Raw genomic sequence first — 15,128 nt, forward strand, 5'->3', positions numbered from 1 at the left:
GCCTATCTGCGCTTCGGTGGCGGCGGGCGCGTTTGCCGGCGGCGTGCGTTTGCCGGCGGCCTGCGCTTTGGTGGCGGTGGGTGCGTTTGCCGGCGGCCTGCGTTTCGGTGGCGGCGGGGCGCGATCGTTTACTGAGCGACCTGGGCCGGGTTCGACCAGGAGGCCCACTGGCTGTTGCGCCGCTCCTCGGCCGAGCGGATGAACCGCTCGGTGCGCGGGTCGGCCAGGCCGGTCAGCGCGACGAGGGACGAGAGGACGCCGAGGAGGCACAGGGCGTACAACGCGATGCCGAGCGGGGCCGAAATCCCTCCGGCGTTGTAATAACGGCCCAGGGAGATGACCGTCGACTCCGGCGTCAGGCCCAGGGCCAGCCACTGCCCGACGAGCAGCACCGCCCCACCCCCGCGGGCGAGGTGCGCGGCGGCGATCCGCCCGCCGCGCGCGAACCCGGCCGCGACGGTGGCCACGATCCCGCCCGCGCCGATGAGCACGGCGAACAGCCCGAACACGAGCAGCGCACCGGGCCGGTCACCGAGGTACGGGTCGATCCGCAGCGCCACGATCAGCGCGCCGAGGCTCAATGCGGTGCCGACGCCGAGCAACCACACTGCGCGCTGCAACCTGCCGGGCGCGCGCTCGTTCGCCGAGTCCGCCTGCTCGACCACCGCATTCGCGCGCTCGGCCACCGTGTTCTTGCGCTGCGGCAAGCTGGACGCTCGTTCGTTCGCCGTGTCCGCGTGCTCGGCCACCACGTTTGCGCGCTGCGGCCGGCCGGACGCTCGTTCGTTCGCCGTGTCCGCGCGCTCGGCGACCGTGTTCGCGTGCTCGGCCACCGCGTTGGCGTGCTGCGATCGGCCGAGTGCGCGCCCGGGCATCGCGCTTGCGTGCTCGGGTGTGGCATTCGCGGGGTCGGTCAGGGCTTCGCGGATCGCCGGGTGTCCAAAGAGGACGGCCGCGGTCGCCAGGGCCAGCACGATGAGCGCGGTGACGGCGCCGCCGATCCAGGACGGCGGGCCGATCCAGAAGTCGTAGCCGACCGGCCACATGGCTTGGTGATAGGTGTACGACAGCAACAGCACCAGCGCGATTCCCGTGCCGCAGAGCCAGATCAGCCCGCTGCGGCCCGACGGGCGGCCGGCCAGCAGCAGCACCGCGCCGGCGAGCAGCAGGACCGCGAACGTGGTGCCCGAGATGGCCGCCACGAGCGCATCGGCCGAGGTCAGGTTGGACAGGTACGGCTCCACGCGAGCGTTGCGCACGCCGACGGCGAAGGCATAGAAGAGCGCCGTCAGGCCGCCGAGCGCGACAAGAACGGCGAGCAGGCCGAGCAGCAGTGGCACGCGCGAGGGTCGGGGCACCGGGGCACGGTACCGGATCTTGGATGGGCGTAGATGGGCCGATCGGGCAGGGCTGGCCGACCGGTCAGGCCCCGCTGCGGTGGACCGTCGGCCTCGCCTGGGGGAGCGAATCGTGGATCTGCCGCGCGGCGGATTCCGGGCCGCGGCACGTACGGTGAAAGCATGGGCGACGCCGGGGAGGGGCGTGCCGACTGACGGTCTGCGCCACTGCGCGCAGTTCTACCACGACGCCGAGCACCGCGGGTCCACCACTGCACGACGCCGCGCCCGACGCCACGCCCCTCGCCCGGACCGCTGCCGCCCTGCCCGGCCCGGCCCGGTGTGACCGTCGGCGCAAGGGCCCGCGTCGAGGCCGCCCACACCCGCGCCACCCTGCTGCACCGCCGCTACGAGCGCCCTTGAAGGACTGTCCTTGGATTAACCGGACGGGCGTTGGATTCGACGGGCGGGGCGTTGGGGTTGCCAAGCGGGCGTTGGATTCGACCGGCGGGCGGAGTCGATCCGGGCATCAGGGCGCGCCGGGGATGGCGAGGCCGGCGCTGTAGGCGATGACGACCAGCTGGGCCCGGTCGCGGGCGTGGAGCTTGGTCATGGCGCGGTTGAGGTGGGTCTTGGCAGTCACCGGGCTGATGGCCATGCGCGCGGCGATCTCGTTGTTGGACAACCCCTGCGCGGCCAGGGCCACCGCCTCGCGCTCGCGGGTGGTCAGGCGGTGCAGGACGGCGGGATCGGGGCGGGGCGGCTGGGTGACGTACCGGTCGATGAGCTTGCGCGTGACCGACGGGGCCAGCAGCGCGTCACCCCGCGCCGCGACGCGCACGGCGTGCAGGAAGTCCTCCGGCAGGATGTCCTTGACCAGGAAGCCCGCGGCGCCCGCGCGCAATGCGTCGAGGATGTACTCGTCCAGCCCGTAGTTCGTCAGCACCACCACGTGCACCGACTCCAGGGCCGGGTCGGCGGCGATGCGCCTCGTGGCCTCGATGCCGTCGACCAGGGGCATGCGTACGTCGATGAGGACGACGTCCGGGAAGTGCTGCCGGGCCAGGGCGACCGCCTCCGCGCCGTCGCCGGCCTCGGCCACCACGTCGATGTCGTCCTCGGCGTCCAGCAGGGCTCGGAATCCGCTGCGGATGAGGGGCTGGTCGTCCACCAGCAGGACCCGGATCACGGTACCCGGGTCGTGGGCAGTTCGGCGTGGACGGTGAAGCCGCCCTCGCGGCGGGGCTCGGCGCGCAGGCGGCCACCCAGTGCGGTCACCCGCTCGTGCATGCCTTGCAACCCCACGCCCGGGCTCGGCGGGTGCCGCGGGGTAGCGGTGCCGTCGTCGTCGACCTGGACCACCACGGTGCCGCCGGGGCGATAGCTGATCCGAACGGTGGCGGCGCCGGCCGCGGCGTGCCGGGCGACGTTGGTCAGGGCCTCCTGCACGATCCGGTACGCCGTGCGCTGTACCGCCGCTGGGACGTCGGTGCGCGTCCCCTCGATGGTCAGCGACGCCGCGAGGCCGGCCGCCCGGGCCCGTTCGACGAGGTCGGGAACCTGGTCCAGGCCCGGCGGCGGGGTGGTGTCGTCATCACGCAGGGCCTCCAGGGTCGCCCGCAGCTCGCGGGCCGCTTCCCGGCCGGCGTCGCGAATCGCCAGCAGGGCCGGGGATACCGGCTCGCCGCGCTTGCCGGCCAGGTGTACCGCGGCCTCGGCCTGCACCTTGATCACCGATATCTGGTGGGTGAGGGAGTCGTGCAGCTCGCGGGCGATGTGCAGGCGCTCCTCGCCGGCGCGGCGCAGGGCGGCCTCCTCGCGGGTGCGCTCGGCCTCGTCGGCGCGGCGCTCGGCCTGGCGCAGCGCCTCCCCAGCCGCGGCCGCGGCGATCAGCCAGGCCAGCTCCAGCACGTCGCGGGCCTCTACGAACGCGGCGCCGGCGGGCAGGCCCGAGGCCATCGCGGCGAGCGGCAGGCCCACGAGCATGGCCACGCTCACGGCGATCGTGGCGGCGCGATGACCGGCGCGCATCGCGGCGTACACCGCGACCAGGTACGCCACGGCGAACACGTTCAACCCGGCCGTGCGGTACCCCAGTGCACACACGCCCGCGACGATCAGCACGGTCACCGGGGCCCGGCGGTGCGCGACAAGGGCGAGTCCACCGGCGGCCAGCAGCGCGTACTCGACCGCGGTGACACCGCCGACCGGGTGCTCGGCGCGACCGGCGAGCACAAGGATGGCCGCGACGCCAAGCGCACTCGCCCCGTCCAGGACCCCGATGCGCGCACCGCCCATGCCGGTCACCCTAGCTGGACCGGTAAGCCCGGCGAATCGTGCGCTGGGACCGTTTCCGGCTGCTGCGGGCGCAGTAGATCGCGGTGCGCGGCAACAGGGATGCCGGCCCCGGCACGGTGCGCCGCGGCGGCGGACCGGGATGCCCCGCGATTCGTGCGCGTGGACGGTTTCGGGCTGCTGCGGGGGCAGTAGATCGCGGTGCGGCTGCCACGGCCACGGCAACCGCGATGCCACCCCTGGCACGATGCGCGCCGGCGGGCCGGGCGGCCACGATCGAGCGCATGCTGACACTCGACCGGATCGTGGCCACCGTGGCCGCACTGCTCGCACTCGCCGGCCTCATCGCCGGCTCCCTGGCCCTCGCCGGGCGCCTTGGCCGGTACCGCAAGGCGGGGCCCGCGGCGGCCGTCGGCGCCGGTGCCGCCGGACTGCTCGTCGGCGCCTGGGTGGTGCTCACCGCCGACGGCGGGTCGGGCACCGGCAACGGTGTCGTCGGTGGCTTCGCCGCCCTCGCCTTCGGACTGGCCGCGATCATCTGCGGTGCCCTGGCCCGGAATCGGCAGCGCGCCGCCGCATGAGGAGCGTGGTGAGCATGCCCGTGGGACGCCTGTAGCACCTGGCCTTCGGATTGGCCGCGATCGTGTGTGGCCCGGGCCCGGAACCGGCAGCGCGCCGCGGGGAAGGCGTGGCGGGCATGGCCGTGGGCCGCCTGCACCGCCTCACCGTCGGATCGGCCGCGCATCGTCTGCGGGACCGTGGCCCGGAACCGGCAGCGCGCCGCCTGGACCTCGCACTCACCGTGGGGGCGTCAGTAGCGTGGCGGGCATGCCTGTGGGTCGCCTGCATCACCTGATCTTCGACTGCCCTGAGCCGGCCGTGGCGGCGCGGTTCTGGAGTGGGCTGCTCGGCCGGCCGATCACGTACGAGACTCCGGACTTCGTGGTCGTCTCGGCCGACAGCACCACGTCGGGGCTGGCCTTCCGGCGGGTCGACGGGCACCGGCGGCCGACGTGGCCCGATCCGGCGGTACCGCAGCAGCTGCACCACGACGTGATGGTCGACGACCTGGCGGCCGCGACCGCCGCGGTCCTCGCGCTCGGGGCGGTGCGGCTGCCGGGGGACCACGTGTTCGCCGATCCGGCCGGGCACCCGTTCTGCCTGATCCCGCGGCCGGGCTGGGCGCCGCCGGTGGGGGACTGAAGCTCAGGCGTCGAGCAGCGAGACGGAGATCCAGGGTCCGCTGTACCAGTACCCCGCGCCCAAGCCGCGCAGCTTGCCCCGGCCCAGGTGGTCGGCGTACCGGCGGACGAACATCGACGGGTCGGCGATGAGCAGGCGGCCGCCCGGGCGCAGGACCCGCACCGCCTCGTCCAGGGCTCGGCGGCGGCCCTCGGGGGACTTGATGTTGTGGATGGCCATGGCGCTCGTGACGACGTCGAAGGAGGCGTCGGGGAACGGCAGGGCCGTCAGGTCGCCGGTGTGCACCTCGACCCGGTCGGCGACGCCGGCCGCGGCTGCGTTGGCGAGGGTCTTCTCGGGACGGTTGCCGCTCTGGTCGGCGGTCCACAGGTCCACGCCCACGGCTCGGCCGCGGGGGAGGCGTTGAGCCGCCGCGATCAGGACCGCGCCGCGGCCGCAGCCCAAATCCAACAAGCGTTCGTCGCCGGCCAGCCCGGTCCGGTCGAGGATGGATTCCCAGGCGCGCAGTTTGCCCCGCAGCGTGGTGTGCAGGTAGATCCCGGCGCCGGCCACCAGCACCGCGCCGGCCACCGCCAAGGGGATCCGGGCCGCCTGCCACCACACGGCGCCCGCGATCGCTGCCAGGCCTGCCGCGCCCAGGACCGCCGGGATCGGTGGGGCGTCGATGCCGTACTGAGGCCGCTCAATCTTTGACATGCTGTAAGGGTTAGTCGAACTCTTACACGTTGTCAAGGATTGGTGCGAACGGTATGGTGATCGCCGATGACCGATGCGCCCGCCCGCCGACGCCGTGCCGATGCCCAGCGCAGCGTCGACGCGATCCTCGCCGCGGCCCACACGGTGCTCGGCGCGCGGCCCGACGCCGGCATGGAGGAGATCGCGGCCGCCGCCAGCGTCACGCGGCAGACCGTGTACGCCCACTTCGCCTCGCGCGACGCGCTCATCGCGGCACTCATCGAGTCGGCGGGGGCCGAGACCGTCGGGGCCATCGCGGCCGCCGGGCTCGACACGCTCCCGCCGATCGAGGCGCTGCAGCGCTACCTCGAGCTCGGCTGGGACCTCATCCGGCGCCATCCGTACCTGCTGTCGACGGCCCTCAGCCGCAACCCGCCCGGCAGCGAGAGTGCCCACGCCGCCGGCACCGGGCACCTCGAACGGCTCATCGAGCGCGGCCGCCAATCCGGCGACTTCGATCGCACGCTGCCGGCCGCGTGGCTGGCCGCCGCGGTGATCGGGCTCGCGCACACCGCCGCCGACGAGCTGCGCGCCGGTCGGCTCGGCGCCGACGAGGCGTACGCCGTCTTCGCGGAAAGTGCCATGCGCGTGTGCGAGGCCGCCCGATGAGGACGCGCGCCGCCCTCGCGAAGAACGGGAACGTGAGCGCCGCAGGGTGGCCCCGCGAGGCCGCTCGATGAGGACGCGTGCCGCCCTCGCGAAGAACGGGAATGCGAGCGCCATACGGCGGCTCCGCGAGGCCGCCCGATGAGGGCCCGCCGCCTGATCGCGGCCCTCGCGCCGCTGCTCGTCATAGCGCTCGCCGGTTGTGACAAGGCGACGCGGGACGACAGCGAGGCCGCGAGAAATCCCCAGTGCCCGCGGGCGTCGGCGCCACAGGGCAAGGACGTGGTCAGCGAGCACCCCGAAGGCGTCACCGTCGCCGAGCGCGGGTTGAGCAAGGGCGGCAGCGGCCGGACCGTGTCGATGGGCGCGGTCATCGCCAACACCACTGACCGGGTCGCCTACCGCACGCGGGTCAGCCTGCATCCCCTCGACGCCAAGGGGAATTCGGTCCTGCGCACCGACACCTGGCTGCATTTCGAGATCCCCGTCATCCTTCCCGGCGAGGAGGCGGTCGTCGGGGCCGGCAGCGATGTCGACTTTGGACAGCCGGACCGGCTCGACGTCGAGGTGAACTGGACGCACCTCGTCGAGCTCGATCCCGGCAACCTGCTGCTGCGCCCGCTGCCCATCGGGGTGCAGAACATCAGCCGGGCCGGCGGCGCGATGACCGTGGATTTCGGCGTGGAGAACGGCGACGGATGCGCCGACGACCGCGTAGAGCGTGGCATCGCGGTGTTGTTCCGTGACACCGGCGGTACCGTCATCGGGGGCGGTTTCGACAACAGCAAGGTGGCCAACCGGTGCGCCGGGTCGAGCGATCGGCAGCAGGCCGTCGTCAAGGTCGTGCCGCCGGCCGCGGACCTGACGAAGACCCGGATCACGGCGTACTGCGACGTGGCCGATCCCCGCGGCACGGCGTCCCCGGAACCCGTGAACTGACGCTCGCCCGCGGCAGGCGAGGTTCCCGGCGCGCGGGCTCCCTACGTTCGGAGGGAGACGAGAGCGGGGAGACCACGTTGAAGAAGATGCGCGCAGCCAGGATGCACGACTACAAGCAGCCGCTGGTCCTGGAAGAGGTACCGGTGCCCGAACCCGGCCCCGGCGAGGTGCTCGTCAAGGTGGCCGCGTGCGGCGTCTGCCGCAGCGACTGGCAGCTCATGGACGGGTACTTCCGGTCCGGTGTCACGCTGCAGTTCCCGTACATTCCGGGGCATGAGATCACCGGCCACATCGACCGGTTCGGGGCCGAAATCCCACAGAACACCGGATTGTTCCAGGGCGACCTCGTCGTCGTGAACGCCGGCTGGGGCGACGGGACGTGCCGGCAGTGTCACGAGGGCAACGAGCAGCTGTGCACGGGCGGCGGCGGGTGGGTCGGCTTCGGCCCGCCCGGCGGATACGCGGAGTACGTGCTGGTCCCCTACCGTCACCTCATCAAGGTGGACGGCGACCCCCGGCCCGAATACCTCGCGCCGTTGACCGATGCGGGCCTCACGCCGTACCGCGGCATGAAGAAGCTGCAGGCGGCCGGCAAGCTCGGCGCGGGGCGCACCGTGGCCGTGCACGGGATCGGTGGGTTGGGCAGCTACGCCGTACAATATGCGAAACTGCTGGGCGGTGGGGCCACCGTCGTCGCGCTCGGGCGCAGCCACGACAAGCTGGCCGAGGCGGGCAAGCACGGCGCCGACCACGCCATCAACACCCGCGACAAGACCGCCGGGCAGGTGCAGGAGGAGCTGCGCCGGCTCACCGGGCGGCCGGACCTCGACGCGATCCTCGACTGCGCCGGCACCGAGTCGCTGAAGCTCGGCGCCGAACTGCTGGCGGCCGAGGGCGGCATGGTGTCGGTCGGGCTCATGGGCACCGAGACGAACCTGTCGCTGTTCTCCTTCGTGTCGGGTGAGCGCTGGTACTCCGGCTCGTTCTGGGGCAATTACAACGATCTCACCGAGGTGCTCGCGCTCGCCAACGCCGGGCACATTCACCACACGGTCACGCCGATCCGGTACGAGGACATCAACGACCGTCTCGAAGCGCTCGCTCGCGGCGACGTGGTGGGCCGCCAGGTTCTGGTGTGGGACTGACGATGGCCATTCAGCCGTACAACCCGTACGACCTGCTGCCCCCGCTCAGCTCGTTCACCGTCACGTCGGAGTCGTTCGACGCCGGCAGCGAGTTCGCGATGGATCAGGTCAGCGGGATTCTCGGGGCCGGCGGCAAGGACGTGTCGCCGCAGCTATCCTGGTCCGGGTTTCCGCCGAACACGCGGAGTTTCGCGGTGTCGGTCTACGATCCGGACGTACCGACGGCATCGGGTTTCTGGCATTGGGCGGTGGCGGACCTCCCGGTTTCCGTGACGCGGCTGGAGGCCGGCGCGGGCGACGGGCGGGCGCTGCCGGGCCACGCGGTGACGCTCGTGAATGACGCGGGCCAGGCGCGCTATCTGGGTCCGGCGCCGCCGCCGGGAAACGGGCCGGACCGGTATTTCATCGCGGTGCACGCCGTCGACGTGGAAACCCTGGACCTGCCGGACGGCGCGACCCCGGCGTACCTCGGGTTCGTGCTCTTCAGCCACGCCATCGGGCGGGCGGTCACGCACTGCGTGCACGAGCGCTAATCGAACCACTCCGGGCGGGTGCCGCCGCCCGGGTCGGCGCGGGCCAGGATGTGCTCGTTCGCGGCGCGCAGCCAGGCCAGTTCCCGCGCGCTGAGCGCGTCGATGACGAGGGCGCGCACCGCGGCCACGTGCCGCGGTGCCGCCTGCTTGACCGTGCGCAGGCCCTCGTCGGTGAGCACGGCCCGGGTGGCGCGGCCGTCGTCGGGGTCGGCCTCGCGCCGCAACAGCCCGCGCTGTTCCAGGCGCTTGGCCACATTGGACAGTCGCGACGGCGAGGAGCTGGTGAGCTCGGCGAGCCGGCGCATCCGCACCGCACGGTCGGGGCGCTCCGAGAGCATCGACAGCACGTGGTACTCGAAGAAGCTCAGCCCCGCGTCGCGATCGAGCTGCGCGTCGAGGGCCGCGGGCAGGACGGTGACCAGCCGCACGAGGCTCAGCCAGGCCTCGCGCTCGCTCCGGGTGAGCCATTTCGGATCTGCGTTGCGCGCCACACCGGCAGCTTAGTTCAAGCTTGAATTTTTGCGGTACATTTGGTTCAAGCTTGAATAACCCGGCAGTCAGGAGCACACCATGCCGATCGGACCGGTCCGCCTCAACCACGCGGTGCTGTTCGTCGCCGACCTCGCCCGCGCCGAGCGCTTCTACACCGAGGTGTTCGGCATGCTCGTCGCCGCCCGCGAGCCGCGCGGCAACGCCGTGTTCCTGCGCCTGCCGCGCTCGGGCAACCACCACGACCTCGGCCTGTTCGGCGTCGGCCCGTCCGCCCCGCCGCGCCGTCCGGGTGGCATCGGCCTGTACCACCTGGCCTGGCAGGTCGACACCATCGACGACCTCGAGCAGGCCCGGCTGGCCCTGGTGAACGCCGACGCGTACTCCGGCGAGTCCAGCCACGGCGCCACGAAGAGCGTCTACGGCGCCGACCCGGACGGCAACGAGTTCGAGATCATGTGGCTCCTGCCGCGCGACTCCTGGGGCGAGTACGAGCACGCCGCCCCGGTCGACCGCCTCGACCTCGCCGCGGAAATCCAACAGTGGAGCGGGGTCGCGACCGCATGACCACCCCTGTCGTGGCGTACGCCGGCAGCCCCGACCCGGCCGCCCCGCTCGTGATCCTGCTGCACGGCCGCGGCTCCGACGAGCGGCAGATCCTCACGCTCGCCGAACACCTGCCGGTTGGCCCGTCCTACGCCGCCGTGCGCGCCCCGATCGCGGAGGGCGGCGGGTTCGCGTGGTTCGCCAACCGCGGGATCGGCCGCCCGGTCGCGGAGTCGCTGCGCGCGGGCCTGGACTGGTTCCGCGCCTGGCTCGACGCGACCGCCCCGCCCGGCCGTGACGTGCTGCTCATCGGCTTCAGCGGCGGCGCGGCCTTTGCCGGCGGGCTGCTGCTCGACGATCCGTCCAGATACAGGGCAACGGCCATCTTGTACGGTACGTTGCCCTTCGACGCCGGCCTCCCCACCACGCCGGGCCGTCTGGCGGGCGCGTCCGTCTTTGTCGCGCAAGGTGAGCACGACAGCGTGATCCCGCGCGAGCTGCTCGACGCGACGTGGCGGTACACCCGCGAGGAGTCCGGCGCCGAGGTCCTCGCCCGGCGCGACCCGGTCGGCCACGGCATCGCGCTGGCTGCCCTGACCGCGCTGTCGGCGTGGCTCGAACAACAGCTCCCTCAGGTGCACTCGTAGCGGCGTTGCGGCAGCGCGACGCAGGTGTGCGCGCGTCTACCGCCGGGCCCGGTCGGTCACGGCATCGCGCCGGCCGCTCTGACCGCCCTGTCGGCGTGGCTCGAGCAACAGCTCCCTCAGGTGCGCTCGTAGCGGCGTTGCGGCAGCGCGACGCAGGTGTGCGCGGCGTCGACCGCCGGGACCCGGTCGGTCACGGCATCGCGCCGGCTGCCCTGACCGCCCTGTCGGCGTAGATCGAGCAGCAGCTCCCCGCCGCCCGATCGTAGAAGCCGACGCTCGCTGCTTCGTGAATCCAACGCCCGTTGGGTTAGGCCTTGCCGGCTGGGGAGGTGCGAGCTCGGGCCAGGAGCGCGGCGCTCGCACCGAGCAGCACCGCCAGTCCGCCCAGTCCGGCGCCGAGCGTTGCCGCGGCCGCGATGGCGCCGACCAGGAGCGGGCCGCCGGCGTCGCCGAACTCGCGGCCCACCTCGGCGGCGCCCATCGTCTGGCCGAGCCGTTCCTGCGGGGTGTTCGCGGCGAGGTGGGCGAAACCCAGCGGCGTCACCAGTCCCGTGCCCGCGCCGACGGCGAGGGCGGCCACCACCAGCGTGATCCAGCCCGTGACCTGCGAGTCCCCGGTGAATGCGGCGACTCCCAGTCCGGCCGCGGCGAGGAGCAGGCCGGTCGCCATGCCGGGGCCGTCGCCGATGCGGCCGGCGTCGCGGGCGCGGCCGGCCCACGGCTGCACGACGGCGGCGACCAGGGCCAGCAGTGAGACGACCGCCCCGGTGGCAAGCGGTGGCAGGCCGGCGTGGTGGCCGGCCACCGGCAGGAAGCCGACGCCGACGCTCAGCGCCGCCGTGGAGCCGGCGAGGGCCACGGTCGGGCGGACGAATCCAACGGCGGTGAGGCGGCGGGCGAGGTCGGCGATCGTCTGGCGGATTTTGGGGAGCGGAGGCGCCGACGGTACGGCCGCCGCGGCCCACACCGCCACCGCCAGCGCGAGAACGGCCAGGGTCGCGAACAGGAGCCGGTAGCCGCCGAGCGTCACGAGTCCACCGCCGAGCAGGGGGCCGGTCGTGTAGCCGAGGCCCTTCCACGCGCCGTACGAGCCGAAGGCCCGGCCGTGCCGCGCGCTCGGCTGGAGGCGGGCGACCAGCGCGCCGGCCGCGGGGGAGAAGGCCGCGGCGGCCGCGCCCTGCAGCAGGCGGGTCGCGCCGACCAGGGCGGTGTTGTCCGCGAGCACGAACGCGGCCGACGCGGCGGCGAAGGCGAGCAGCCCGCCGAGCAGCACCGGCCGCGGTCCGATGCGGTCGGCCAGGGCGCCGAAGACCGGTTTGAGCACGATCTCGGCACCGTCGTACACGGCCAGCAGCAGCCCCAGGGCCAGCAGCGACGCGTGGCCGGCCGCCGTGAACCCGCCCAGGCTCGCGGCCACGCTGTGCGCGCCGAACGCCGTCACGAAACCGGCCGCGAACAGCGGTGCCGCCCGACCGGGCCGGACCTGCTCGCTCACGTCCACCACCCCGCCGCCCCGCCGCCCCGCCGCCGAAATCCAACGCCCTCTGGCTATCCAACGCCATTTGCCCATCGAATCCAACGCCAGTTGGTTATCGGCTGCGACGGCCTGCGAGGTGCCCCGTGAGCTGGCCGCGCCCCGTGAGCCGGCCAGGAGCCCTGTGGGCTGGCCGCGTGCCTCGTGGGCTGGCCACGTGCCTCGTGGGCTGGCCACGTGCCTCGTGGGCTGGCCACGTGCCTCGTGGGCTGGCCACGTGCCTCGTGGGCTGGCCACGTGCCTCGTGGGCTGGCCACGTGCCTCGTGGGCTGGCTGCGTGCCCTGTGGGCTGGCCGCCACCGAAGTCCGTGCCGTGCCGCCCGCCCCCGGAAACGCTGCCCGATGGTCAGGTTCTCCCGCTGGGGTTGCGCTGCGGGCGTGGACGGCGGTCCCGGGCGACCAGGGCAGCGGCCACTCGGGCACCCGTTGGCCGGGTGCGCTCCACTGTGACGCCCGTTGGTCAGGCGTTCTCCGCCGGAGTGGCGCGGCGGGCGAGGACGAGGCCCCGGGCGGCCAGGGCAGCGGCCACTCGGGCACCCGTTGGCCGGGTGCGGTCCACTGTGACGCCCGTTGGTCAGGCGTTCTCCGCCGGGGTGGCGCGGCGGGCGCGGAGGAAGCCCCAAGCGACCAGCGCCGCGGCCACCGCGGTCAGGGTCAGGCCGGCGGTCGTGACCGCGTCGCGGAATTGAACGGTCTGGTGGGCGGTCCAGTTCGGGGCGGCGATGGTGCCGGTGAACAGGGCCGCGACGATGGTGCCGGTGACCGCGATGCCGGCGCCGGACGTGACCTCGGTGGCGGTGTCGGTGAGGGCGGCGCCGATGGTGGTGCGGTTCTGGGGCAGGCCGCGCAGGACGTTGACGCCCGCGACCACGCCGACCACGCGGATGCCCGCGGCGACGAGGATCAGGGCGAGGGCGACGAAGAGGTAGCCGTACCGGCTGAAGAGGGCGTAGACGGCGAGGCCCGCGACGACCGAGGACGCGCTCAGCCAGGCCGCGCGGTCCAGGCCTACCCGCTGGACGAAGGGGGTGATCAGGGCGCCGCCGGCCACCAGCACGACCACCTGGGGGAGCATGCCTACCGCGGCCAGCGTGGGGGACCAGCCCCAGTCGAGCTGGAGCTGCAGGGTCACCAGGTAGCTCAGGGCCGCCGTGGCCATGCCCGCCGCGGCCTTGAAGGCCAGGCCGCTCGAGACCAGGGGGCGGGCTACCAGGGCCAAATCCAACAGCGGGTAGCGGGCCGTGCGCTCGCGCAACACGAAGAGGATTCCGGCCAGGAGCGCGGCGGCCGTGAACGTCCAGGGGAGCCAGGAGCCGGTGCCCTGCTCGACGAAGAGGGTCGGGGCGATGAGGGCGAGGACGATTGTTGCGGTACCGATGACGGATCCGGCGACATCGATGGGGTCGCGGTGCAGGTCGGCCGGGTCGTCGGGGGCGATGCCGTAGCGGATGCCGGCGATGGCCAGGGCCGCGATCGGGACGTTGATGAGCAGCAGGACCTGCCAGGGGGCGAAGGCCAGGACGAAGCCGCCCGTGGTCGGGCCCACGGCCAGGCCGATCAGGCCCACCGTCGAGATGATCGTGGTGGCGCGCACGCGCAGGGCGTCGTCGTCGAAGAGGCGGAAGGCCAGGGCCATCGAGCCGGGGGTGGTCATCGCGGCGGCGACGCCCATTGCGGCGCGTACGGCGATGAGTTGGCCGGCCGTCGCGACGAACGCCGTGGCCAGGCTGGACAGGGCCAGCAGGACCAGGCCGACGATCATCAGTCGGCGGCGGCCGAAGCGGTCGGCCAGGGCGCCGAAGGTCAGCATCAGGCCGCCGAAGACGACGGCGTAGGCGCCGGTGACCCACTGCAGGGCGGTGGTGGAGGCGTGCAGGTCGCGGCCGATGGTGGGCAGGGCGACGTTGAGGATCGAGTTGTCGAGCATCTCGAACAGGAAGACCGCGGACAGCCCGGTCAGGGCCACCCACGAATCCCGCAGGGAGCGGCGCGCGCGGACGAGGGTGGTGGTCATGGCGTCGACGATAACCCTAACCGTTAGGGTTTCACAACCGCTATTGTTTCGAGACGGGTAGGGTGGAGCGCGTGAGTGAGCAGACGGGCCGGCGGGAGCGCAAGAAGGCCGCCACGCGCCAGGCGATCGCCAACACGGCGTTGGGGCTGTTTCTGGAGCGCGGGTACGACGCGGTGGGCATCCGCGAGGTCGCGCAGGCCGCCGACGTGGCCGTGACCACGGTGTTCGCGCACTTCGCGTCCAAGGAGGCCCTGGTCTTCGACCGGGATCAGGGACTGCAGGACAGGCTGATCGCCGCCGTGACCGACCGCGCGCCGGACCGGGCGGCGCCGGACGCGCTGCGGGCCGAGGTGCACGTGATCGTGCGCGACTTCGTGGTGTCGAGCGACACGCCGTTCTGGCGGCTGGTGGCGAGCTCGCCGGACCTGCGGGAGTACGAGGCGCGCATGTGGGCCCGGCACGCCGACGCCCTGGCCGTCGCGATCGCGGGCGACTTCGGGCGGGTGGAGGTGGGCGCGACGGATCGGGCGCTCGCGCGGTACGTGCTCGACGTGGTGCCGCTCTCGCGCGATGCGCCTGATCCGCCGGCTGCGGTCGACGAGCTGATGGATCTGGTCGCCGCTGCCTGGGGAGCGGCGCTGAGCCGCAAGTCCTGAAGGGCGGCCCGCGGTCGTCACGGGTAGTTGCCCGCGGTCGTCACGGTAGTTGCGCACGGGGTCGTCACTGCGGTGACCCGCGGGCCGTCACTGGGTCGTCATTGCGGTGTCCCGAGGGCCGTCACGGGGTCGTCGCGGCGATCGCCCGCGGGCCGTCACGGCGGTTGTCTGCGGTCGTGACGCTGGTTGCCCGCGGGTCATCACGGCGGTTGTCTGCGGTCGTGACGGTGGTTGCCCGCGGGTCATCACGGCGGTGGCCTTCGGTCGTCACGGCGGTCGTGCGCGGGTCGTCACTGCAGTGACCCGCCGGTCGTAATCCCGCGCTTGTTGGGGCTGATCATCGGTCGTGGGGCGGGGTCGGCGCACGATGCTTGTTGGGACCGGCCGACGCCTCTGGCGGAAGCGATCAGCGCACGACGTTTGCTGGAGCGGGTCAACGGCTCTGGGGA

The 15,128-nt window shown here is 73.3% G+C and carries 16 protein-coding genes; 9 read left to right on the plus strand and 7 right to left on the minus strand.

Annotated features, from left to right (window positions below):
• Positions 1-128: 128 nt before the first annotated feature.
• The 3 genes from ACQPZ4_RS21255 to ACQPZ4_RS21265 all read right to left on the minus strand — a co-directional run bounded on the left by ACQPZ4_RS21255 (position 129) and on the right by ACQPZ4_RS21265 (position 3,635).
• The gene (locus ACQPZ4_RS21255) at positions 129-1,340 is read right to left on the minus strand and encodes a hypothetical protein (RefSeq protein ID WP_433063826.1); all 1,212 of its coding nucleotides are present in this window, start codon (positions 1,338-1,340) and stop codon (positions 129-131) included.
• A 526-nt stretch (positions 1,341-1,866) separates the two neighbouring features.
• Positions 1,867-2,526: a response regulator gene (locus ACQPZ4_RS21260; protein WP_433063827.1), complete on the minus strand. Its 660-nt coding sequence runs from the start codon at positions 2,524-2,526 to the stop codon at positions 1,867-1,869.
• Entirely contained in the window at positions 2,523-3,635 is a 1,113-nt protein-coding gene (locus tag ACQPZ4_RS21265) for a histidine kinase (protein WP_433063830.1), read from the minus strand. The genes ACQPZ4_RS21260 and ACQPZ4_RS21265 overlap by 4 nt, the downstream gene beginning before the upstream one ends.
• Before the next feature lie 281 nt (positions 3,636-3,916).
• On the opposite strand from ACQPZ4_RS21265, the gene ACQPZ4_RS21270 reads away from it, so the two are divergent.
• Together ACQPZ4_RS21270 and ACQPZ4_RS21275 are read left to right on the plus strand one after the other, a co-directional pair.
• The gene (locus tag ACQPZ4_RS21270) at positions 3,917-4,213 is read left to right on the plus strand and encodes a DUF6223 family protein (RefSeq protein WP_433063833.1); all 297 of its coding nucleotides are present in this window, start codon (positions 3,917-3,919) and stop codon (positions 4,211-4,213) included.
• Positions 4,214-4,460: 247 nt separating this feature from the next.
• On the plus strand, positions 4,461-4,835 hold the full coding sequence (locus ACQPZ4_RS21275; protein WP_433063836.1) for a VOC family protein: 375 nt from the start codon (positions 4,461-4,463) through the stop codon (positions 4,833-4,835).
• A 3-nt stretch (positions 4,836-4,838) separates the two neighbouring features.
• Here ACQPZ4_RS21275 and ACQPZ4_RS21280 read toward each other — a convergent pair whose 3' ends face one another.
• Positions 4,839-5,531 (minus strand): class I SAM-dependent methyltransferase, encoded by a 693-nt coding sequence (locus ACQPZ4_RS21280; protein WP_433063838.1) that lies wholly within the window; start codon positions 5,529-5,531, stop codon positions 4,839-4,841.
• Between the two features lie 66 nt (positions 5,532-5,597).
• Between ACQPZ4_RS21280 and ACQPZ4_RS21285 the strand changes: the two genes are divergently transcribed.
• The 4 genes from ACQPZ4_RS21285 (at position 5,598) to ACQPZ4_RS21300 (ending at position 8,793) form a co-directional block, all read left to right on the plus strand.
• Entirely contained in the window at positions 5,598-6,179 is a 582-nt protein-coding gene (locus ACQPZ4_RS21285) for a TetR/AcrR family transcriptional regulator (RefSeq protein ID WP_433063841.1), read from the plus strand.
• Positions 6,180-6,317: 138 nt separating this feature from the next.
• The gene (locus tag ACQPZ4_RS21290) at positions 6,318-7,115 is read left to right on the plus strand and encodes a hypothetical protein (RefSeq protein WP_433063844.1); all 798 of its coding nucleotides are present in this window, start codon (positions 6,318-6,320) and stop codon (positions 7,113-7,115) included.
• An 86-nt stretch (positions 7,116-7,201) separates the two neighbouring features.
• Positions 7,202-8,260, plus strand: coding sequence for an NAD(P)-dependent alcohol dehydrogenase (locus tag ACQPZ4_RS21295; protein ID WP_433063846.1), 1,059 nt, complete (start codon positions 7,202-7,204; stop codon positions 8,258-8,260).
• Positions 8,261-8,262: 2 nt separating this feature from the next.
• A complete protein-coding gene (locus ACQPZ4_RS21300; protein WP_433063849.1) occupies positions 8,263-8,793 on the plus strand; it encodes a YbhB/YbcL family Raf kinase inhibitor-like protein in 531 nt (176 codons plus the stop codon).
• On the opposite strand, the gene ACQPZ4_RS21305 is transcribed toward ACQPZ4_RS21300, so the two are convergent.
• The gene (locus ACQPZ4_RS21305) at positions 8,790-9,284 is read right to left on the minus strand and encodes a MarR family winged helix-turn-helix transcriptional regulator (RefSeq protein WP_433063852.1); all 495 of its coding nucleotides are present in this window, start codon (positions 9,282-9,284) and stop codon (positions 8,790-8,792) included. The two genes, ACQPZ4_RS21300 and ACQPZ4_RS21305, sit on opposite strands and share 4 nt — an antisense overlap.
• A 79-nt stretch (positions 9,285-9,363) precedes the next feature.
• Between ACQPZ4_RS21305 and ACQPZ4_RS21310 the strand changes: the two genes are divergently transcribed.
• Both ACQPZ4_RS21310 and ACQPZ4_RS21315 read left to right on the plus strand, forming a co-directional pair.
• Complete coding sequence (locus ACQPZ4_RS21310) at positions 9,364-9,849, plus strand: VOC family protein (RefSeq protein ID WP_433063854.1); 486 nt, start codon at positions 9,364-9,366, stop codon at positions 9,847-9,849.
• Positions 9,846-10,475, plus strand: coding sequence for an alpha/beta hydrolase (locus ACQPZ4_RS21315; protein ID WP_433063856.1), 630 nt, complete (start codon positions 9,846-9,848; stop codon positions 10,473-10,475). The genes ACQPZ4_RS21310 and ACQPZ4_RS21315 overlap by 4 nt, the downstream gene beginning before the upstream one ends.
• Before the next feature lie 307 nt (positions 10,476-10,782).
• Here ACQPZ4_RS21315 and ACQPZ4_RS21320 read toward each other — a convergent pair whose 3' ends face one another.
• The gene (locus tag ACQPZ4_RS21320; protein WP_433063859.1) at positions 10,783-11,970 is read right to left on the minus strand and encodes an MFS transporter; all 1,188 of its coding nucleotides are present in this window, start codon (positions 11,968-11,970) and stop codon (positions 10,783-10,785) included.
• A 613-nt stretch (positions 11,971-12,583) separates the two neighbouring features.
• Positions 12,584-14,023: an MFS transporter gene (locus ACQPZ4_RS21325; protein WP_433063861.1), complete on the minus strand. Its 1,440-nt coding sequence runs from the start codon at positions 14,021-14,023 to the stop codon at positions 12,584-12,586.
• Between the two features lie 71 nt (positions 14,024-14,094).
• Between ACQPZ4_RS21325 and ACQPZ4_RS21330 the strand changes: the two genes are divergently transcribed.
• Positions 14,095-14,679 carry a TetR/AcrR family transcriptional regulator gene (locus ACQPZ4_RS21330; protein ID WP_433063864.1) on the plus strand — a complete coding sequence of 195 codons (585 nt, stop codon included), beginning with the start codon at positions 14,095-14,097 and terminating at the stop codon, positions 14,677-14,679.
• Positions 14,680-15,128: the final 449 nt, after the last annotated feature.

The sequence above is a fragment of the Dactylosporangium sp. CS-033363 genome, from assembly GCF_050942475.1.
Lineage (GTDB): Bacteria > Actinomycetota > Actinomycetes > Mycobacteriales > Micromonosporaceae > Dactylosporangium.

Bases quoted from the DNA above. Each gene is read 5' to 3' on its own strand.
- ACQPZ4_RS21265 (WP_433063830.1), bottom strand. From the start codon at position 3,635: ATGGGCGGTGCGCGCATCGGGGTCCTGGACGGGGCGAGTGCGCTTGGC.
- ACQPZ4_RS21270 (WP_433063833.1), top strand. From the start codon at position 3,917: ATGCTGACACTCGACCGGATCGTGGCCACCGTGGCCGCACTGCTCGCA.
- ACQPZ4_RS21275 (WP_433063836.1), top strand. From the start codon at position 4,461: ATGCCTGTGGGTCGCCTGCATCACCTGATCTTCGACTGCCCTGAGCCG.
- ACQPZ4_RS21280 (WP_433063838.1), bottom strand. From the start codon at position 5,531: ATGTCAAAGATTGAGCGGCCTCAGTACGGCATCGACGCCCCACCGATC.
- ACQPZ4_RS21285 (WP_433063841.1), top strand. From the start codon at position 5,598: ATGACCGATGCGCCCGCCCGCCGACGCCGTGCCGATGCCCAGCGCAGC.
- ACQPZ4_RS21290 (WP_433063844.1), top strand. From the start codon at position 6,318: ATGAGGGCCCGCCGCCTGATCGCGGCCCTCGCGCCGCTGCTCGTCATA.
- ACQPZ4_RS21295 (WP_433063846.1), top strand. From the start codon at position 7,202: ATGCGCGCAGCCAGGATGCACGACTACAAGCAGCCGCTGGTCCTGGAA.
- ACQPZ4_RS21300 (WP_433063849.1), top strand. From the start codon at position 8,263: ATGGCCATTCAGCCGTACAACCCGTACGACCTGCTGCCCCCGCTCAGC.
- ACQPZ4_RS21310 (WP_433063854.1), top strand. From the start codon at position 9,364: ATGCCGATCGGACCGGTCCGCCTCAACCACGCGGTGCTGTTCGTCGCC.
- ACQPZ4_RS21315 (WP_433063856.1), top strand. From the start codon at position 9,846: ATGACCACCCCTGTCGTGGCGTACGCCGGCAGCCCCGACCCGGCCGCC.
- ACQPZ4_RS21325 (WP_433063861.1), bottom strand. From the start codon at position 14,023: ATGACCACCACCCTCGTCCGCGCGCGCCGCTCCCTGCGGGATTCGTGG.